This window comes from Synechococcus elongatus PCC 6301, assembly GCF_000010065.1.
GTDB lineage: Bacteria > Cyanobacteriota > Cyanobacteriia > Synechococcales > Synechococcaceae > Synechococcus > Synechococcus elongatus.
On sequence record NC_006576.1, the window covers coordinates 1,475,881 to 1,493,756 of the forward strand.

At 56.4% G+C, this 17,876-nt stretch carries 15 protein-coding genes; 8 read left to right on the forward strand and 7 right to left on the reverse strand.

Annotation, left to right across the window (positions count from 1 at the left end; all coding sequences use genetic code 11):
- Positions 1-35 precede the first annotated feature (35 nt).
- From secD to SYC_RS14095, 3 genes are all read left to right on the forward strand, one after another.
- Entirely contained in the window at positions 36-1,430 is a 1,395-nt protein-coding gene (secD, locus tag SYC_RS07230; protein WP_011243675.1) for a protein translocase subunit SecD, read from the forward strand.
- A gap of 9 nt (positions 1,431-1,439) precedes the next feature.
- Positions 1,440-2,384 carry a protein translocase subunit SecF gene (gene secF / locus SYC_RS07235; RefSeq protein ID WP_011243676.1) on the forward strand — a complete coding sequence of 315 codons (945 nt, stop codon included), beginning with the start codon at positions 1,440-1,442 and terminating at the stop codon, positions 2,382-2,384.
- A gap of 145 nt (positions 2,385-2,529) precedes the next feature.
- Positions 2,530-2,769, forward strand: a complete 240-nt coding sequence (locus SYC_RS14095; protein WP_231621365.1) for a hypothetical protein — start codon at positions 2,530-2,532, stop codon at positions 2,767-2,769.
- A gap of 126 nt (positions 2,770-2,895) precedes the next feature.
- On the opposite strand, the gene ilvB is transcribed toward SYC_RS14095, so the two are convergent.
- From ilvB to hemH, 3 genes are all read right to left on the reverse strand, one after another.
- Positions 2,896-4,734 carry a biosynthetic-type acetolactate synthase large subunit gene (ilvB, locus tag SYC_RS07245; protein ID WP_011243678.1) on the reverse strand — a complete coding sequence of 613 codons (1,839 nt, stop codon included), beginning with the start codon at positions 4,732-4,734 and terminating at the stop codon, positions 2,896-2,898.
- A gap of 249 nt (positions 4,735-4,983) precedes the next feature.
- On the reverse strand, positions 4,984-5,586 hold the full coding sequence (locus SYC_RS07250) for a M23 family metallopeptidase (RefSeq protein WP_011243679.1): 603 nt from the start codon (positions 5,584-5,586) through the stop codon (positions 4,984-4,986).
- Between the two features lie 137 nt (positions 5,587-5,723).
- A complete protein-coding gene (hemH, locus tag SYC_RS07255) occupies positions 5,724-6,887 on the reverse strand; it encodes a ferrochelatase (RefSeq protein WP_011243680.1) in 1,164 nt (387 codons plus the stop codon).
- Positions 6,888-6,988: 101 nt separating this feature from the next.
- On the opposite strand from hemH, the gene SYC_RS07260 reads away from it, so the two are divergent.
- Entirely contained in the window at positions 6,989-8,296 is a 1,308-nt protein-coding gene (locus tag SYC_RS07260) for a site-specific integrase (RefSeq protein ID WP_011243681.1), read from the forward strand.
- Positions 8,297-8,350: 54 nt separating this feature from the next.
- Positions 8,351-8,986 (forward strand): class I SAM-dependent methyltransferase, encoded by a 636-nt coding sequence (locus SYC_RS07265; protein ID WP_011243682.1) that lies wholly within the window; start codon positions 8,351-8,353, stop codon positions 8,984-8,986.
- On the opposite strand, the gene SYC_RS07270 is transcribed toward SYC_RS07265, so the two are convergent.
- Both SYC_RS07270 and SYC_RS07275 read right to left on the reverse strand, forming a co-directional pair.
- Entirely contained in the window at positions 8,950-10,257 is a 1,308-nt protein-coding gene (locus tag SYC_RS07270) for an O-antigen ligase family protein (RefSeq protein ID WP_041676997.1), read from the reverse strand. The two genes, SYC_RS07265 and SYC_RS07270, sit on opposite strands and share 37 nt — an antisense overlap.
- Entirely contained in the window at positions 10,248-11,087 is an 840-nt protein-coding gene (locus SYC_RS07275; protein ID WP_011243684.1) for a YaaW family protein, read from the reverse strand. The genes SYC_RS07270 and SYC_RS07275 overlap by 10 nt, the downstream gene beginning before the upstream one ends.
- 144 nt (positions 11,088-11,231) lie before the next feature.
- On the opposite strand from SYC_RS07275, the gene SYC_RS07280 reads away from it, so the two are divergent.
- The 3 genes from SYC_RS07280 (at position 11,232) to SYC_RS07290 (ending at position 16,180) form a co-directional block, all read left to right on the forward strand.
- A complete protein-coding gene (locus SYC_RS07280; RefSeq protein ID WP_011243685.1) occupies positions 11,232-12,281 on the forward strand; it encodes an NAD(P)/FAD-dependent oxidoreductase in 1,050 nt (349 codons plus the stop codon).
- 594 nt (positions 12,282-12,875) lie between these two features.
- Positions 12,876-15,332, forward strand: a complete 2,457-nt coding sequence (locus SYC_RS07285) for a cyclic nucleotide-binding domain-containing protein (RefSeq protein WP_234701755.1) — start codon at positions 12,876-12,878, stop codon at positions 15,330-15,332.
- Between the two features lie 260 nt (positions 15,333-15,592).
- Complete coding sequence (locus tag SYC_RS07290; RefSeq protein ID WP_011377455.1) at positions 15,593-16,180, forward strand: hypothetical protein; 588 nt, start codon at positions 15,593-15,595, stop codon at positions 16,178-16,180.
- Here SYC_RS07290 and SYC_RS07295 read toward each other — a convergent pair.
- A complete protein-coding gene (locus SYC_RS07295) occupies positions 16,125-16,556 on the reverse strand; it encodes a pre-16S rRNA-processing nuclease YqgF (RefSeq protein WP_011243687.1) in 432 nt (143 codons plus the stop codon). The genes SYC_RS07290 and SYC_RS07295 overlap by 56 nt on opposite strands.
- A complete protein-coding gene (locus SYC_RS07300; RefSeq protein ID WP_011243688.1) occupies positions 16,553-17,851 on the reverse strand; it encodes a DUF3084 domain-containing protein in 1,299 nt (432 codons plus the stop codon). Before SYC_RS07300 ends, SYC_RS07295 begins: the two co-directional genes overlap by 4 nt.
- Positions 17,852-17,876 lie beyond the last annotated feature (25 nt).

Consider the following 17,876-nt stretch of genomic DNA (forward strand, 5'->3'; position numbering starts at 1 on the left):
CTAGCGATCGCCGATCTGCCGTATTCAGAAACATCATGGGAAAACAGCAGAGTCCGCTGATCTTAATTCTGGCCTTGGTAGCCGCTGCCATCTTTGTCTTGGTGCAGCTCCCGATTCGCCTCGGTCTCGATCTCCAAGGGGGCTCGCAGTTAACCATTCTGGTTAAGCCCACAGCCGAAATCCCCTCAGTGGGCGATCGCGAGCTTGAAGCCGTTCAGCGCGTGATCGAAAATCGGGTCAACGGGCTGGGTGTGTCGGAAGCGGTGATCCAAACCGCTGGCAGCGACAAGATCTTGGTTCAACTGCCGGGCGTCAGCAATCCCGAACAAGCAGAACGGGTGCTTGGCGGAACGGCTCAGCTGGAATTCCGGGAGCAAAATCCGGGAACCGAAGCGCAGGTGACACCGCTGCAGCAGCTCGTCTCCCAAGCGCGAGGCGCCCTAGAGATCGAGCGACGCAATGGCGATCCGACCAAGGTTGCGGAGCTGGAGCAAACCCTTGAGCGATCGCAGGTAGAACTTGCCAAGTTTTTTGGCCCTGCCCAAATCACTGGCAAATCCCTGAAGGATGCCCTCGCTCAGCCCACTCAGACGGGGAATACCTGGGAAGTGGCCCTACGCTTCGATACCGAGGGCGGTGACCAGTTTGCAGCGCTGACCAAAAATTTGGCGGGCACCGGTCGCAGCATCGGCATTTTCTTGGATGGTGTCTTGATCAGTGCGCCAGTGGTTGGGCCAGAGTTTGCCCAAACTGGGATCACCGGAGGCAGCGCCGTCATTACTGGCCGCTTTACGACCGAGCAGGCAGAGGATCTGGCAATTCAGTTACGGGGCGGCGCACTGCCCCTGCCGGTTGAAATCGTCGAAAACCGCACCGTCGGTGCCACCCTCGGTCGAGACAGCATCCAACGCAGCATCTACGCCGGCATTGGCGGCTTGCTCCTCGTCCTCATTTTCATGGTGGCCTACTACCAGCTACCGGGCTTGATTGCCGATATCTCTTTGGCGATCTACGCTCTGCTATCGCTGGCGGCCTTTGATCTGCTGGGCGTGACCTTAACCCTACCGGGCATTGCGGGTTTCCTGCTAAGCATCGGCATGGCCGTGGACGCCAACGTCTTAATCTTTGAGCGGACTCGCGAGGAGTTGCGGGCCGGTAAGTCGCTCTATCGCTCTGTGGAATCCGGCTTCTATCGAGCCTTTAGCAGCATCTTGGACAGTAATGTCACGACGCTGATCGCCTGTGGTGCACTGTTTTGGCTGAGCAGCGGCTTGGTCAAGGGCTTTGCACTGACACTAGCGATCGGGGTGATGGTCAGCATGTTCACGGCGATTACCTGTAGCCGGACGCTGATGTTCCTAGCGATCGCCTATCCAGCCCTGCGCAAGCCGCAACTGTTCGACCGCCGTCTGTCTGCAACCAAATCCTGAGGGTGAACCATGACGTTACAACTCACGGCTCAGCGTCGGCGTTGGTGGTGGATTTCCGCCATTCTGGTCATCGTCAGCATTGCGGGCATGGCAACCTCGTGGCTGCAGTTTGGCGGTCCCGTGCGCCCCGGCTTGGATTTTGTCGGGGGTACTCGTCTGCAGCTCGAGCGCGACTGTACAAAAGCGCAATGCGATCGCCGGCTCGAAGCAGGAGCGATTCGGGAGGTTCTGACGTCGGCAGGACTGGAGCGCAGCAACGTGCAAGTCATCGGCCAAGAACAACAGGGCTTTGTGATCAGCACGGGGGACTTGAGCCCTGAGGCGCGGACTCAGCTCCAGAACAAACTAAGTGAGCAGTTTGGCCCCTTTGACCCCCAGCAGACCCAAATCGACACAGTTGGCCCAGTCCTGGGTCAGCAGCTCCTCAGCTCAGGCCTTTTAGCACTGCTGGTATCCTTCGCCGGCATCTTGGTCTACCTGAACTTCCGGTTTCAGCGCGACTATGCTCTGCTAGCCATTCTGGCGCTCTTCCACGACGTGTTTATCACGGCTGGGGTATTCGCTTGGTTGGGTATCCTCGCTGGCTATGAAGCGGACAGTTTGTTCATTGTTGCTTTGCTGACAATTACCGGCTTCTCGGTCAACGACACGGTGGTCATCTACGATCGCATCCGCGAAACGAATAGCCTTTTCCCAGAAGACGACATCGACGAAATCGTCGATCTCTCGGTCAACCAAACCCTAGGGCGATCAATCAATACAACCCTAACTACCCTGTTACCCCTCATCTCGATCTATATCTTTGGCGGAGCGACACTCCAGAACTTTGCCCTTGCCTTGATCGTCGGGTTTGTTTTAGGAGCCTATTCGAGCATTTTCATCGCCAGTACCCTGCTAGGTTGGTGGCGTAAACGCACGCCCCAATCGCCGCAACCCATCAATGCTGAAACCTAAGACAGACACTTCGTCTTCAGCACTTCGCAATCGCCAGATCCAGTTTCTGAGGGTTTGGCGGCGGCGTCGCCAACAGCCCAGAATTTGGCTAGCTAGCCTAGGATTGCTTTGGAGCCTCTGGGATCTAAGGGCTGAATGGCTGCTGATGGCGGAGCAATTTACCTGGGCAGCACTACGCTATGCCATGCTCTACCATCTGTTGACTTGGCTAGTGCTGATCGTCTGTCTGACCAGTTTGCTAGGCATTCTGGTCGATCGCTGTTGGCCCCAACGCCGCGATCGCCGTCTCCAGCGTCAGCTCGATCGCATTTTGGCGGTGGGTGCCCGCCATCCTCTCTGGCAGCGACTGCACAGCCTCGGTAGCGAGGGGAGTAGCGCTTCCTAAACTGACGGCCTTGCAGTCAGGCTGGGCCAGGATCGTGTTCGGGCGCATCATTGCATGACATCCCCAAGCAAAAGACCCACCAAAACTGGTTCGGTGGGTCTCCTGAAGACTGCCTAAAAAGCAGCTCTAGAGCTTAGCGCCGCAGTCCGGACAGAACTTGTGGCTGGGCAGGGTTTTCGCGCCGCAGCTCGAACAGGTCGCGATCGCCAAATCCAAATCCAGCGTCGGGTCCTTGGGCAAGCCCAGCATCTGCGCATTGCTGTGACCAGAGGGCACCATCGGATAACAGTTTTCATCCCTCTTGACGATCGCATCCAAGAACACCGGCCCATCAAAGGCCAACATTTCAGCGATCGCTGCTTGCAGCTCGTCTGGATGACTAACGCGCATCCCTTTGATACCAAAGGCTTCTGCCAGTTTCACAAAGTCGGGCATGCCCCGCTCCATGTTGGAGTTGGAATAGCGCTCGTCGTAGAACGCTTCTTGCCACTGGCGCACCATCCCCTGCCAGCCATTATTGACAACAACGACCTTGATCGGGATGTTGTACTGCGCTAGGGTCCCCAGCTCCTGAATATTCATCAGGATGCTGGCATCCCCAGCCACACAGATGACGGTGTCATCCGGCAGAGCCATTTGTGCTCCCATAGCGGCCGGCATACCAAAGCCCATCGTACCGAGACCTGCACTAGAGATCCAACGACGGGGACCATTCTTGATGAACTGAGCAGCCCACATTTGGTGCTGACCCACATCCGTGGTGAAGTAAGCATCCGGTGCTGCTTCTCCCAAACTGTGAATCACTTGTTGGGGTGAGAGCACATCAGCGTAGTAGGGAATCTGCAGAGGATATTCCCGCTTCCAGTAGGCAATGCGATCGAGCCAAGGCTGAGTTCGAGTCGCATCATCGGCGCTGATTTGCTCTTCGGCACGCGCCAGAAGCTCATTCAGCACCTGGCGGACATCGCCCACGATTGGCACTTCCGGCACGCGGTTTTTACCGACTTCGGCCGGATCGATATCAACGTGAATAACTTGCGCTTTGGAGGCGAACTCATCCAGTTTGCCCGTGACACGATCGTCAAAGCGGGCACCCACCGCAATCAGCAGATCACATTCGCTGACGGCGAAGTTGGCATAGGCCGTGCCGTGCATCCCCAGCATGCCAAGCGCCAAGGGGTGCCGCTCATCAAAGGCCCCTTTGCCCATCAGAGTCGTTGTTACCGGCAGTTGGAAGCGCTCTGCAAAGGCCCGCAGCTCCGCATGGGCGCCGGCCGTAATTGCGCCGCCACCAACGTAGAGCAAGGGCCGACGGGCTACTCTCACAAGAGCGATCGCCTGAGCAATCTGACGTGGGTTGCCCCGAGTTGTCGGACGATAGCCCGGCAGTCGAATATCCCCCGGAGCCACAGGCACATAATCAAATTCCTCAGTGCCGACATCCTTGGGCACATCGATCAAGACAGGGCCAGGACGACCCGATTGGGCAATGTGGAAGGCTTCCGCCACAATCCGCGCCATGTCCCGTGGATCGCGCACCACGTAGGAGTGTTTGACGATTGGTAGCGTGATGCCGTAGATGTCTGTCTCTTGGAAAGCGTCGGTTCCGATCGCCGTGCGAGGCACCTGCCCCGTCACCACCACCATCGGGATCGAGTCCATCTGGGCCGTAGCAATCCCGGTTACGAGATTGGTTGCACCAGGACCAGAAGTCGCAAAGCAAACCCCGACTTCACCCGTGGCTCGCGAGTAGGCATCTGCCGCATGGACTGCACCCTGCTCGTGGCGTACCAAAATATGTTGAACACGGCCAGCCGCCTCAGCCCGATGCAGCTCGTCGTAGATGGGCAGGATTGCCCCACCTGGATAGCCAAAGATGTGCTTAACTCCGTGCTGACAGAGACTATCAATCAGCGCATAAGCACCGGTCGCACGCTGTTGAATGGTGACCGTCTGCAGTTGCACAGCGAACCTCTCCCGATTGGCGGATCTAATGGACTGGTCGGTGGGAGTAGCCCAGAGCGCTTGGGTCTGTTGTCTGCAGAGCGTGACTTTCTAAAAACTGAAAGCGGCGATCGCGACGAGGAACGACCTGTAGTCTAGGCTGCAATTCTAGACCTTTATTTTGCCATCAAAATCCGAGGCTGCCATTCTCAATTTTGTGATAGAGGCAACAGGCTATTAAAAGTTTGCAATTACTCAGCAACTCGGCTCTTAACGCTGAGAAATCCGTTGAGCAGAGTACATCGCCTGCAGAATGGCACCCGGATCAATCCACTGCTCGTTGTAGCGCATGCCCCAGTGCAAATGCGGCCCAGTGGTACGGCCAGTCATCCCAATCCGACCTATCCGCTGTCCAGTCTGGATCGTGTAACCCTCAGGAATCACCAAACCACCAGCACGATCGACCATGGCTCGCTGACCATTGATTTGCTCGACGCGCCCCATCATGTGGCAATAGATGTGGATGTAGCTGCCGGAAGCGATCACGACCGAGGTACCGCAGGCGCTGTCATCGGAAACCTCAATGACACGCCCCCCCCACCAGTTGCGGATGTAGCTTCCTTCGGGAGCCGCAATATCGAGTCCCAAGTGCGGCCGCGTACCGCCATTACCGTTGGGTCGAGGCTCCCCAAACCGGCCGGTGTAGGCTTGAAAGTTCTCAACGGGGAAGGAAGCGCTCTGCCACAGACTGGCGTAGGCAAAATCAACCGACTGAGCTTCGACGATTTGGCGCGATAGCCCCAGGGCCAAGCCAACGCCGATCGCTAGGACTTTCCAATGGCCCAGCTTCAATCGCCGCAGCGATCGCTTCATGGTCTGCTCTCCTCAGCACTCACACCTGCGGCCGCCAGAAAACAGCCGCTAACACCTTCGTCAGGCTTCAAACCTTCCTCAGGTTAGCGGCTGGTGGTGGAACTGGCTAGCAATCACGCGGGATGGGTACGACGCCGCTAGAGCAACCCCAAGGCATGCAGCGGCCCGCGGCCCGTCAGGAGCTCCACAAGCAAAGCGAGGAAGCCAAGCATGGCAATCCGACCATTCCAGACCTCGGCATTGAGGGTAATCCCCCACTCCCACCGTTCTTGGGGGTAGAGCTTTACTTTTTTGGGCAGCAAGGTGACATCTTCAAGGCGGAAGCGCGGCTGCTCTAAGGTTTGCTCCACTAGATCGCTCAGATCTTGAATGAACAAGGGATGGGTATTGAGGGCCGGCACCCGCAGGAAGCGTTCAATGCCCGCTTCTTCAGCGATTTCTCGGTACTCGATGTCAATCTCTTCGAGGGTTTCGATGTGCTCCGACACGAAGCTGATCGGCACCACAACCAGATCCTTGACCCCTCTCTCTGCAAGCTCTTCGAGCGCGTCCTCGGTGTAGGGCTGCAGCCACTCGACGGGACCGACTCGACTTTGATAGGCCAAGGTCCAAGGGTTCGAACGCCCCAAGGTTTCCATGATCTTGCGGGTGCAATCTTCGATTTCCCGCTGGTAGGGATCGCCAGCTTCCTCGACGTAGCTGACTGGCACCCCGTGGGCACTGAAGAAGACGTGGCCCTGTTCCGGTTGCTCGAGTTTGTCGAGTTCCTGGGCAATCAGCTCGGCCATGGCCTGCAGATAGCCCGATCGCTCATACCAAGAGGGTACGACTGAGCAGTCAATCTTTTGGAATTCGGGATCTCGATCGCGCAGCCGCTGTAGCAGGCGGAAGCTGGAGCCGCTGGTACTGATCGAGAACTGCGGATAAAGCGGCAGGATCACCAAGCGGTCAATGCCGTCGGCCTTAATCTGGGCGATCGCCTCTTCAGTGAAGGGATGCCAGTAGCGCATACCGATGTAGACCTGAGCGGCTTGACCGCGATCGCTCAGGGATTGACGCAGGGCTGTGGCCTGCTCTTCGGTAATGCGGCGCAGAGGTGACCCCCCGCCAATTTGCTTGTAATTCTCTTGCGATTTGCGGGTTCGCAAACTCGAGATTAGCCAAGCCAGCGGCTTTTGCAGCCAAGGAAATGGCAGGCGAATGATCTCGGGATCGGCAAAGAGGTTGTACAGAAAGGGGCCAACATCCTCTAGGCGTTCGGGACCGCCGAGGTTGAGTAGCAAGACGCCGACGCGCCCCATAGTGCTTTCCTGCCGTCGCTGCAATGCCCCTGATCCTAACAGGCTCTTTCGCTTTGCTCGAAACTGCCTGCTAGAGTGCGGCAAGACTTCTGCTACGCCGCATGCCGCGTTCCCGTCGTTCTGCCTTTGAGATTGCGACTGCAATCGCCCAAGCCAACGAGCGATTTCGCTTAGCGGGGCTGCGGTTGCGCATTGAACAGCGGGGCGATTGTTTGGGACTGCGCGGTCAGTTTCCCCCCAAACCGGGCAGCGATCGCGATCGCCCCCATCAACAGCGGCTCAGTCTGGGATTGCCGCCCACAGCAGCCGGTTTGCGCGAAGCAGAACGACAGCTCAAGATTGTGGCGGGGCTGCTGCTGCAGGATCGTTTTGACTGGACGCCCTATCTAGTCTGGTCGCGGGAACCTCGCCTCAAGTCCGAGGACTTAGCAGCAGCGATCTGGCAGTTTGAGCAGCAGTTTTTTCAAGACCCCCAGCGATCGCAACGCCCTGCCTCAACTGAAACCACTTGGCGATCGGCCTATCAGCCCTACCTCCGGCGTCTGCAGGCGATCGCCCAGCAACAGCCCCGCGAGGCTCTCAGCGATCAACTCCTCGCAACTTTGGCGAGCTACCCTGCCAACAGCCGCAGTGCGCAGCTCTGCATAACGGCACTGAAAGCCTTTGCGGCTTGGCTGGATCTCGATTTGCCAGAACTCCCGCGATCGCGCCTCAGCTACGGTGCGCAAACCCTGCAACCTCGCCAGCTCCCTAGTGATGCAGAGATTCTGCAAGCCTTCGATCGCATTCCCAACCCCGCTTGGCGCTTTGTCTTCGGGGTAATGGCGACCTACGGCTTACGCAACCATGAGGTTTTCTTTGCGGATTACTCTGCCCTGACTCAAGGCGATCCCGAAGCCGTCCTCCGAGTGCTGAGCACGACTAAAACGGGCGAGCATGATGTTTGGCCATTTTTGCCGGATTGGGTGGAGCAGTTTGACCTGCGTCGAATTCAACTACCTGCGATCGCAACGGATCTCAACCAGACGACCCTGCAACGGATTGGCCAGCGCGTCACTCAGCAATTCCGCCGCTATAACTTGCCCTTTTCACCCTACGACCTGCGCCATGCTTGGGCAGTTCGCACTATTCACCTGGGGCTACCAGACGCAGTGGCCGCCAAAATGATGGGGCACTCGATCGCAATTCATACCCGCACCTATCAGCGCTGGATTGGTCGCCGCGACCAGCAACGTGCCGTGGCTGATACCTTGGCTCGTTGGCGCGATCGCGATGCCAAATCTGGGATATCGCTCCAAGGCGTCGGCGGGCAGTCAGCCACTCCCAGCAAGCGTGGTAAGAAGCAGCCCAAGGGTTCACCCGAAGCATCACCGCAACCAGCCAACCAACAGCTTGGCTTCTTCGCCTAGCAGGAATCTCTGCTTCTGAGAGCAAAGACAATATCCAAGCCTGAAGAGAACCGAATGACCAGCATTCTTCGTCCGCTCAGCTACCGCTACGCTTGGCTCTACGACACCGTGACCGCAATCTCGTCGGTGCCGGTGGGAGGGCCTCAACGACTCCGTCAAATCTTGATTGAGCCTCTGACGCTACCGCGATCGGCGCAGGTCCTCGACCTTTGCTGTGGGGGTGGGGTGACCACGGCAGCGCTCTGTCAGCGTTTTGATAACGTGGTTGGGCTGGATGCAGCGGCAACCGCGATCGCACGCGCCCAAGCCCTGACACCGCAGGCGAGTTACGTAGTGGCTCAGGCAGAGGCGATGCCCTTTGCAGCCAATCGTTTTGACCTGATTCAGATCAGTGTGGCGCTGCATGAGATGACGCCCGAGCAGCGGCAGCAAATTTTGCAGGAAGCATGGCGGGTCCTCAAGCCAGCCGGAACCCTAGCAATTCTCGATTTGCACCGCCCTCACAACCCGCTGTTTTGGCCGGCGATCGTCCTCTTCATTGAGCTGTTTGAAACCGAGACAGCTTGGCAACTCGTCCAGTCGGACTTGATCGCGCAACTCCAGGCGATCGGCTTTGGGCCAATCGAAGAAAAACTCTACAGCGGCGGCAGCCTTCAGGCGCTTTGGGCCCGTAAACCCGGCGATCGCTGAGTCGCAAAGGTAGTCGTTGCCGCTTGCAGAGCCGCCAGCACAATCCAACTGAGCAGGTTGTTGCGGACATCAAAGACCGTGACATCCGCCGTGTTGAAAATGGCGCACCCAAGGCAGGCCAGCAGCAGCGTGAGCAGCAGGCGTTGATCCTGGCGATCGCTCGGAGCTTGGACAGACCAGCGCAGAAAAATCCATAGTGCGCGACCCAGGATGCTGCCCAGAATGCCGAGGAAGAGAAGGGTAGCCGGCAGACCAAATTCTGCGCTAAACATCAGGACCAAGTTGTGGGGATGCCCCAGCCAGACTTGAGTCGCCGTTTCATACTGCTGAGTAAAACTATGGGAGCCCCAGCCCAGCCAAGGGCGAGCCTCAGTCATTTGCCAAGCAAACTGCCACTGGTGCAAGCGAGACTCCGCTGGCGATCGCGGAATATCGGCAAACTTATCACCACTGAAGCGCGCCCAGAAAAAGGCTGGAATCCATTGGCGAAGGCGAACGCGTCCAGTCGGCCCAAAGGCTGCCCAGAGAATAGCGATCGCGTAGCCGATGCCGCCCCAAACCAGCCATTTCAGACCTTCATAGAGAGCCAGAACTAAGGCGATCGCCCCAGCCACAATCCAGGCGTTTCGCGAATCAGTCAGTAGCAGACATCCCCCCAGCAGACTGAGAAGGAGAGATAGGCCTAGCCAGCGCCGCCAGCGGCGTTGCGACAAACTTTCGCCCCAAAAACCAAGGGCTGCAGTCCAAGGCATGAGCAAATAGGCCGCCAGCCAGTTGGGATAGCCAAAGAAGGCATCCATCCGCCCTGAAGCGCGTCCCCCTGCATCGACAACCCAGTGAATGATGCCGAGCTTGAGACTAAAGCCCAAATTGGCATAGAGCTGCAGATAGCCAATGCAGCAGACTGGAATCGATCCGATCGCGAGAATCCACAACAGCGATCGCAAAACCGACGGCTTGAGCAAGAGAGCCGGAGCCACCGCCAACAGCCAAAAGAAGGGTAGGAAGTTGGCGAGTCCTAGCCAGCGTAGGGAACCGGAAGTCCCCACTAGGGCACTGAGCAGCAGCAGTCCACTTAACGCTAACAGCGCTTGATTGAGGGGCGACTTTAAGAGCTGCGATCGCTGCTGCCAACTACTCCAACCCAAGGCAGGCACAACGGCTAGGCCCGCCAAGATGGGGCTATACGGCGCGAGGGTAACACCCGCTAAGATGCCTGTCGTTGCCAGAGCTTCTGCCGATGCCTGGCGCAGGATCGACCCTATACGCAAGCGAGTACCTCACTCCGAATCAAGCGAATTTGGGCCAGGGTAAAGACCACCGGGATGACTCGTCCATAGTTGGTAGCGATCGCCCGCCAACCGAGATCCGCGAGGAACCAGCCCCAGAGAGCCGGTCCTAAAATCGCGAGGGTTGAACGCATAGCCCCATAGCGCATCGTATGGCCCAGCACTGCCCGTCTTGCACCCTGGAGTGCCAGTTGTCCGGGCCAATGTAAACCCAAGGCGCCGAGTTGTTGGCAGGTGGTTCGCGCTAGTTGATAGCGGGCGATTTCGAGGGCGAGTTGGCGACTCAATTGTTGGAGTAGCCAGGGCCGCAGCACACTATTGATGGCGATCGCACTACTGCCTTCCAGCCAGAGTCGTACCGTCTCATGATTAAGAAGCTCTGGCCAGCGGGTTGCGGCGGGTGATTGAGCTAAGGCCCGCTGGAGGCGATCGCAGAGGGCTTGTCCGCGTTCGGCAGGCAACTGACGCCGGAGCCGTTCTGCCAAGCGGAGAAAGATTTCAGACTCTAACTCTAAGCTGCTCCAAGCCTGCTGATAGGGCAACTTCTGGTGTTTGCAAATCTGGATCAGAACTTGGTGATAGCTCAGCTGCTGCCAGCCGCCCTTCAGCACAGTGATCCCATCCGCCGCCAGGAAGCGAAAGCGTTGTTCAATACTCTGGCGCCAAACGGCTGGTTCCTGAGCCGCCACCTCAAGCGGACGCGGCGTTCGCCAGTAATCCCAAGGGTTGAATTTCGGTTGAAAGAGGACCGCCGTAATTTCGTGCAGTTCTTCCTCGGTGGCCAAGCTGAGCGCCATTTGCAGTTCCTGCACAGGGCTTGTCTCCGCAAGGGATGAGCTGCCCAACCATCTTAGCGATCGGGGCCATCCGTTCCAAGGGGCAGGCCGGTTTCTGCCTAGGCTGGGCAAGGGCTTAGTCGATAATTCTGCCAGAGACAAGACTGCAAGGAGATCGCTGTGAGTGAGTCGCTGGAAACCCTAAACGCGATCGTGGTGGGGGCTGGCTGGGCTGGGCTCACCTGTGCGCGATCGCTACAGGCTGCAGGTTGGTCGGTGCAAGTCTTGGAAAAGTCGCGGGGCTGGGGCGGTCGGGCAGCACGACGACGATTGGAGTTGGGTGGGTTTGCAGAACATGGCTTGCCAGCGCTGGCTGAGGGGTGGTCGTCTGTCGACTCGCTGATTGCACTCGGCCGCGATCGCGGGTTGCTGGAACTCTGGCAGGCAGACCATTGGCACTATAGTCACGGTCAACTAGAGCCGCGATCGCTACCGACCCAGTGGATGGCTCCGGCTGGATTGAGCGGCTTGGCTCGCGCTTATGGCGAAGGCCTCAGCATTGAGATCCAGCGACAGGTCAACCAAGTGACTTGGCAGGGCGATCGCTGGTGCGTTCAGACTGAGCAGGGCGATCGTTACACGGCCCGTTACCTTGGCCTCTTTGTGCCAGCGCCTCAGGCAGAGGTGTTAGTTCCATCTGAATGGCAACCTCCGACTCTTGCCAGCGTAAGTTACGACCCTTGCATCACAGTGATTGCAACCTACGGCGATCACATTTTGACGGGCCCCGCAGCGGCCACAACAGGCCGGGCGATCGCGGCTTCAGGACGGAACTGGCGCTGGCTAGGGCTCGACAGCAGTAAGCGGCAGCAGCCTTCTGAAAGTGTTTGTGTCCTGCACAGCAGCGCAGCCTGGGCTGAGGCTCATTTTGACGATGTTGACTTGGGCAAAGCCGGTCAAGCGCTTCTCCAAGAAGCGGCTACAGATTTGGCAATGCCACTCCTGTCGGCGCGATCGCTACAGGTGCATCGCTGGCGCTATGCCTTGCCCCAGACTTCTGTGGCTGACCTAGTGCTACGGCTGGGCGATCGTGGCGTTTGTGGCGGGGACTGGTGCTCTGGCGGTGAGCCCGCGACGATTCCTGAGCAATCGATCGGTGGTAGTACCTTCGTCGCCGGCGCGATCGCCTCAGGGCAAGCAGGGGCTCAGCATCTGCTTCAGGCTGACTGAAGCCCGTAAGGACTGAAACAGAGACAGAAGGGCCGCAGCTGGCCTTGAGCCAAAGCTGCATATCAAAAGTTTTCAGCAGGGGATGATCTTGGCCAGCACTACTGCGGTTGCAGGCGCGATCGCCCTAGGTTTTGCTATTGACTCAGCCTAGAGAAAACCAATGGCAGACTGAGATCGTCTTCCGCTCACAATTGCTGAAGACCAGAGAAGCGCAAGGGTCTGTTTATGTTGTCACAACTGCCAGAGCGGCGAATGCATTGGATCCGCTGGATATTAACAGTGGGTTGGCTCCTCATTATTGCCTCTCTCTTTTATGACCCTTGGACGGCAAAACTCACGACTCCTGATCATCCTTGGAGTCCACTCCGGCTCTCTGAGAGCTGTATCCAAGTCCAAGGAAATTGCTTATCAGAGCAACCCTATCCTTTAGGAACAACACTCTTTTGGGGTGCGATCGTTCCTGCTAGTATCTTTATTTTACTCGTGTTTGGTCATGAGCTTTGGCGACGGATTTGTCCTCTTTCATTCTTATCTCAAATTCCTCGGTCTCTCGGATGGCAGCGACAATTTAGAAGGGAGAATAAAAAGACTGGTATGGTTCGCTATGAGCTCGCCAAGGTTCGCTCGGATTCTTGGTTAGGCCGCAATTATCCCTACGTTCAATTCAGCTGGTTATTTATCGGCTTATGTGGCCGAATTTTGTTTTTCAATGCCGATCGCCTCGTCCTAGCAGGCTGGTTGTTATCGACCGTGGCAGCCGCGATCGCAGTGGGCTACTGGTACGGCGGCAAGTCTTGGTGCCAATATTTCTGCCCGATGGCACCTGTTCAGTCTATTTACAGTGAGCCAGGGGGATTATTAGGCAGCAAAGCTCACACCAGTGAGCAGCTGATTACACAGTCAATGTGCCGCACTTTCTTGCCAGATGGTCAGGAACAGAGTGCCTGCGTTGCCTGTCAAAATCCCTGCATTGATATTGATGCTGAACGCAACTACTGGAATAGTTTAAGCAAACCTGAAACTGGCTTCATTCGCTATGGCTATGTAGGCTTAGTGATTGGCTATTTCGGCTATTACTATCTCTATGCTGGCAACTGGAACTATTACTTCTCTGGAGCGTGGCTACGACAGACAGACCAGCTGACCTCACTCTTTGACCCAGGAATTTACCTATTCGGTCAAGCCATCAATGTTCCCAAAATCATCGCTGTTCCTCTTATCCTGGGGATCTGTACAGCGATCGCTTATGGAGGGGGGCGGTGGCTAGAGAAGCGTGCAAAGTCTTACTATCGACGACATCCAAAAGAATTATCACTGGAGACGATTCGCCATCGTATTTTTACTCTCTGCACCTTTGGTATCTTCAATTTCTTTTTTATCTTTGGCGGACGTCCTCTTATTCAGCTCTTTCCCTGGGCTGTGCAATATCTCTACGATCTGGGATTAGTGACACTGAGTACACTTTGGCTCTACAAAACTTGGCGGCGCAGTCCTGATCTTTATTCCCGTGAAAATTTAGCCAATCGATTCCGCAAGCAACTAGAAAAGCTACAGCTCAATGTATCGCAGTTCCTCGAGGGTCGAACCCTCAACGATCTCAACACTCACGAAGTCTATATCTTGGCTAAGGTACTGCCTGGATTTACTCGTGAGAAGCGACATCAAGCTTACAAAGGCGTAGTCCGAGAGGCCTTAGAAGAAGGCTACATCAACTATTCCAGCAGCCTAGAAGTTTTGCAGCAAATGCGTCAGGAGCTAGGCATTACGGATGATGAGCACCGCATCGTCCTCGAGGAAGTTGGAATTGAGGATCCTAGCCTACTCAATCCTGATCGCCAACGCAGCCTTGAGAATCAGATTCGCCTTAGTGGTTATCGCAAATCACTGGAACGGTTACTGCTCCTGCAAAGCAAACAAGTAGCTCAGGGCTCATTGGATCCCGGATCCTTACAGGATTCAGCAACAATTCGATCGCTGCGCCGTCAGTACTCAATTACATCTCAAGATGAAGAGTGGATTTTGAGTGGGCTTGCAGGCAATGCCAGCAGTGTTAAAAGAGCAGAGTTTCTGCTCGCACAGTTATCTCAATTAATCGATTGCTATCGTGTCCTCAATCAGCCAGTTCTCTATGATCACAAGGCTGTCCTGACCCTATTACGGGAGAACATCAGCCATAAAAAGGAATTGATCGTGCGATCGATTTTAGAAACCCTAGGACTGCTGCAATCCGATCCGGCTGCGTTGGGCTTAGCTCAACGTTTACAACAGGCGTCACCAGCAATTTTAGGGGAGGTTTTAGACCAAGGGCACTGGAGCGATCGCTTACCCGCAGCAATTTTGCAATGCCTGACCCAGCCCGGTGAAATGCCTGTTTTCTGTTCCCTAGAATTTTCGGCTCAGGCAACGCTCGGGCACCTAGAAACTTTGCTTCTGGATCAGAATCCCATGATTCAGGCGGCGGCGCTCTACGTCATCGCCCAATTGGATCCAGAGCGGAGTCAAGCGATCGCGCGTGATCAGCGTCACCCGTTCAACTCCCCACTGGTGAAAGCCACCCTTGAGCAGCTATTAGCATTGCCATCAAATGCCTCTGCTCATCCATCCCTGACCGACTTCCCAATGCTGGAGCGAGTGGTTTACCTCTTCAATAGCGATTTCTTCCACCGCATGCAAAGTGAGACGCTCATTGCTCTTGCCGATCGCGCGGAAGTGAGAACTTATAGCAAGGGAGATCTCATCACCGAAGCAGGAGACACCTGTCGAGAGTTACTACTGTTAATTGAAGGGCATGCCAACGTTCATTATCAAACTGGAGCTGAGGTTCGAATTGAACAGCTGCATCCAGGTCAAACTCTAGATGAGTTGGAAGTTTTAGCCCATAGCAAGTCAGAGAATACGATCGTGGCTGACAGTGAGAGGACTCGAATTCTTGCCATTTCTGTCGATGCCTTTGATGACTTTCTTGATCATGATCCAGATTTTGCTCGACGGGTTTTGGAATTAGAAAGTCGGCAACTCCAGCGATTTGTGCGGTCGATGCAGTCGATCTAAGAAGCAGTTGAAGCAGGTATTGTAACTATTGTTTCAGTTGAGACATTTACAAGATAGAAAATAAGGGGCTTAAGCTCCTTGTTCCAGAAGATTATCATCTTCGGCGAACTGTCCTATATAGATTAAAGAATGCAATAGTACTGGCTACAAAGCTCGCTGGCTGTTCAGCAATCGTGAAGTTGATCCCAACTTTTACCCCAATTCTGGCGTCCACTAGTGAGAATGGCAGACTGAAGCCAACCACAGCCAAGGGAGGATCTATGGGCTGGTTGAAAGGCACGATCGCGGTGATTGCGATCGCCATTGGGGGGACAGCAGCAGCAGGCTGGGTTTACTACCGGCCAGTGCTAGCACCTTTCCAGTTACAGGCCAATTCCTCTGGCACTGAAGCGAGTCAAGAACGGCGTCTCCTCTATGCCTGCAATCCCGATCGCGCTGGCTTAATTCTTTTGCCGGGCGCTTTGCCTGAAGCCAAAGCGGCGATCGCCCGCGAAATTACCGATCCGCAGCAGCAACAGTTGGCAAGTCAACTACTTGAAAACCTAGAGCGCGAGACTAAGCTCGGAGTTGGCACCAGTATCGGTCCTGTCTGGCTGAAGCAGCAGGAATCGACGATCAGTCGCGTCGTGGGTGAAACCGTGCGCCAGCAACTCACCACTGAACTCCAGAAGGAGTCCGATCCACTGGCGGCAGCATTGGGCAATCAATTTACAGACGCTTTGCTGCAGCCACTGGTCAATCAAGTCACCACCCAGGTGATTGGCGTCGCGAACGTTGTTCTAGAACAGAACATTAACCGCGCTTGCGGCACGACTGCTGCCTTCGGTAGCGCTCCAGCAGCAGAATAGCGACCAGATCATCCACGGGGCGGGGCGGCTGCCGTAAGCCCTGGGGTAGTAAGCGTCGCCAGCCCCGCACGGGATACATCTGCCAGTAGCGATCGCGGGCTTCGAGGGTGCTATTGCGCTCATCTACTAAGGCAATCGGCGGAGCACTCGGCAGGGCACTGAGTTGAGCTTGCCACTGCTGGGATGTGGTTTGGTTGCCGAGGACTAACAGTTGGGGCGATCGCGCTTGGAAAAGCTGGGCAAGCACTGCGATCGCCTCAGCGGAGGCCAAGATCCGGTGCTCCAGTATCTGCCCAGTCTGCGCTTCCATCAAGGCCAGACCACATTTATCACGGCCCGGATCAAAGCCAATCCACAATCCTGCAGCACTGGTCATGGCTCAGTCGAGAACTTGACTTGACCATTCTGGATGGCGCGGAGATCCAACTGCAGGGCATCAGCCGTGGAAATCGCCTCACTGGTCACCACCTCAATCGTCACCTCACCAGGCGTCTGGCGCAGTTGAGATAAGAAGCGCAGCAGGGTTTCAATCCGACCATCGCCAATCTCTAGAACCTCCGACAACACCCCCTGTTGGCGCGCCCGCAGCTGAGCCGCCGTCAGTAGGAGGTTAATCCGCTGGCGCAGTTCATCCGCATCGAGACTGCTGGGGACCAAGGAGGTACTGCCAATGCTACGCCCAGCCGGCAGCAGCAGCTGATTGGGGGTGGCATCCGAAAAGACAAATACGCGGGGTTCACCAACCACCACGTTGGCAGCTGAGAGAATCCGCACCACAAACGGACGGCCCGTCCGCAGTTGTTCCCGCAAGCGATCAACTTCCGCTTGGGGGATCTGAATGATCTGTTCCCGCACTTCTTGAATGCCAGGACGCGTCGCCTGAGCCGCCACCACATTGGCTTCGCGCAGGATCATGTCGATCGCCTCTTGAGTGCCCTGGGGTGCCAGAATTTGCACCAGTTTGCTGACCAAGACTTGCCCCCGCGTAAGGGCAACATTGCCCCGCCGGAAAGCAATTAGCGTTTGCTCCAGTTGCTGAATTTCCCGAGTCAAGCTGGTCTGTTTGGACTCCAGCTCGCGCAGTTGCGCTTCACGGCTCGCGACTTCGCGATCGCGGCTTTGCAGCTGAGTTTTGAGCTGATCAATCTGGTCGCGGACGGCTTGGCGCTGAGCTAACAAGTCTTGGCGTTCTTGCTGCAACTTGACCAAGTCCGATCGCAAACTCGCCGATCGCGTTTCCACGTCCTCTAGCCGCACCGCTGTTTGTCGCTGCTGTTCTACCGCCGCCCGTAACTGCTGATTCGTGCGATCGAGCTGGCGTTGCGCTTCCTGTTGGCTGCGGCGGGCTTGCTCTCGTTGGGCAGCGCTGGCTTCGAGGTCGCGCCGCGCTGTTTCGAGATCCTGGCGGGCTTGGCGCAGGCGATCCTGAACCTGGTTGAACTCAAATACCCCTGCCCGCAGCTGAGCACTGGTCGCGAAAAGAATGCCCAGGGTGGAAGCCGAAATGAAGCCACCCGTCAAAATGGTGACTACGACGGCCGTATCTTTAGGCCGTAGGTTGAACAGACTGAGGCGCGCCTTGCCAATTTTGCTGCCCAAGCGATCGCCAATCGTCGCGATCACGCCGCCCAGCACCAGCACCGCTAAAACCAGAATGTATCCGGAAACCATGTCGGGCCGCTGCCAGACTCCTCAC

Coding starts and splice junctions, on each gene's coding strand:
- secD (WP_011243675.1), top strand. CDS start 36: ATGGGAAAACAGCAGAGTCCGCTGATCTTAATTCTGGCCTTGGTAGCC.
- secF (WP_011243676.1), top strand. CDS start 1,440: ATGACGTTACAACTCACGGCTCAGCGTCGGCGTTGGTGGTGGATTTCC.
- SYC_RS14095 (WP_231621365.1), top strand. CDS start 2,530: ATGGCGGAGCAATTTACCTGGGCAGCACTACGCTATGCCATGCTCTAC.
- SYC_RS07250 (WP_011243679.1), bottom strand. CDS start 5,586: ATGAAGCGATCGCTGCGGCGATTGAAGCTGGGCCATTGGAAAGTCCTA.
- hemH (WP_011243680.1), bottom strand. CDS start 6,887: ATGGGGCGCGTCGGCGTCTTGCTACTCAACCTCGGCGGTCCCGAACGC.
- SYC_RS07260 (WP_011243681.1), top strand. CDS start 6,989: ATGCCGCGTTCCCGTCGTTCTGCCTTTGAGATTGCGACTGCAATCGCC.
- SYC_RS07265 (WP_011243682.1), top strand. CDS start 8,351: ATGACCAGCATTCTTCGTCCGCTCAGCTACCGCTACGCTTGGCTCTAC.
- SYC_RS07285 (WP_234701755.1), top strand. CDS start 12,876: ATGGTTCGCTATGAGCTCGCCAAGGTTCGCTCGGATTCTTGGTTAGGC.
- SYC_RS07290 (WP_011377455.1), top strand. CDS start 15,593: ATGGGCTGGTTGAAAGGCACGATCGCGGTGATTGCGATCGCCATTGGG.
- SYC_RS07295 (WP_011243687.1), bottom strand. CDS start 16,556: ATGACCAGTGCTGCAGGATTGTGGATTGGCTTTGATCCGGGCCGTGAT.
- SYC_RS07300 (WP_011243688.1), bottom strand. CDS start 17,851: ATGGTTTCCGGATACATTCTGGTTTTAGCGGTGCTGGTGCTGGGCGGC.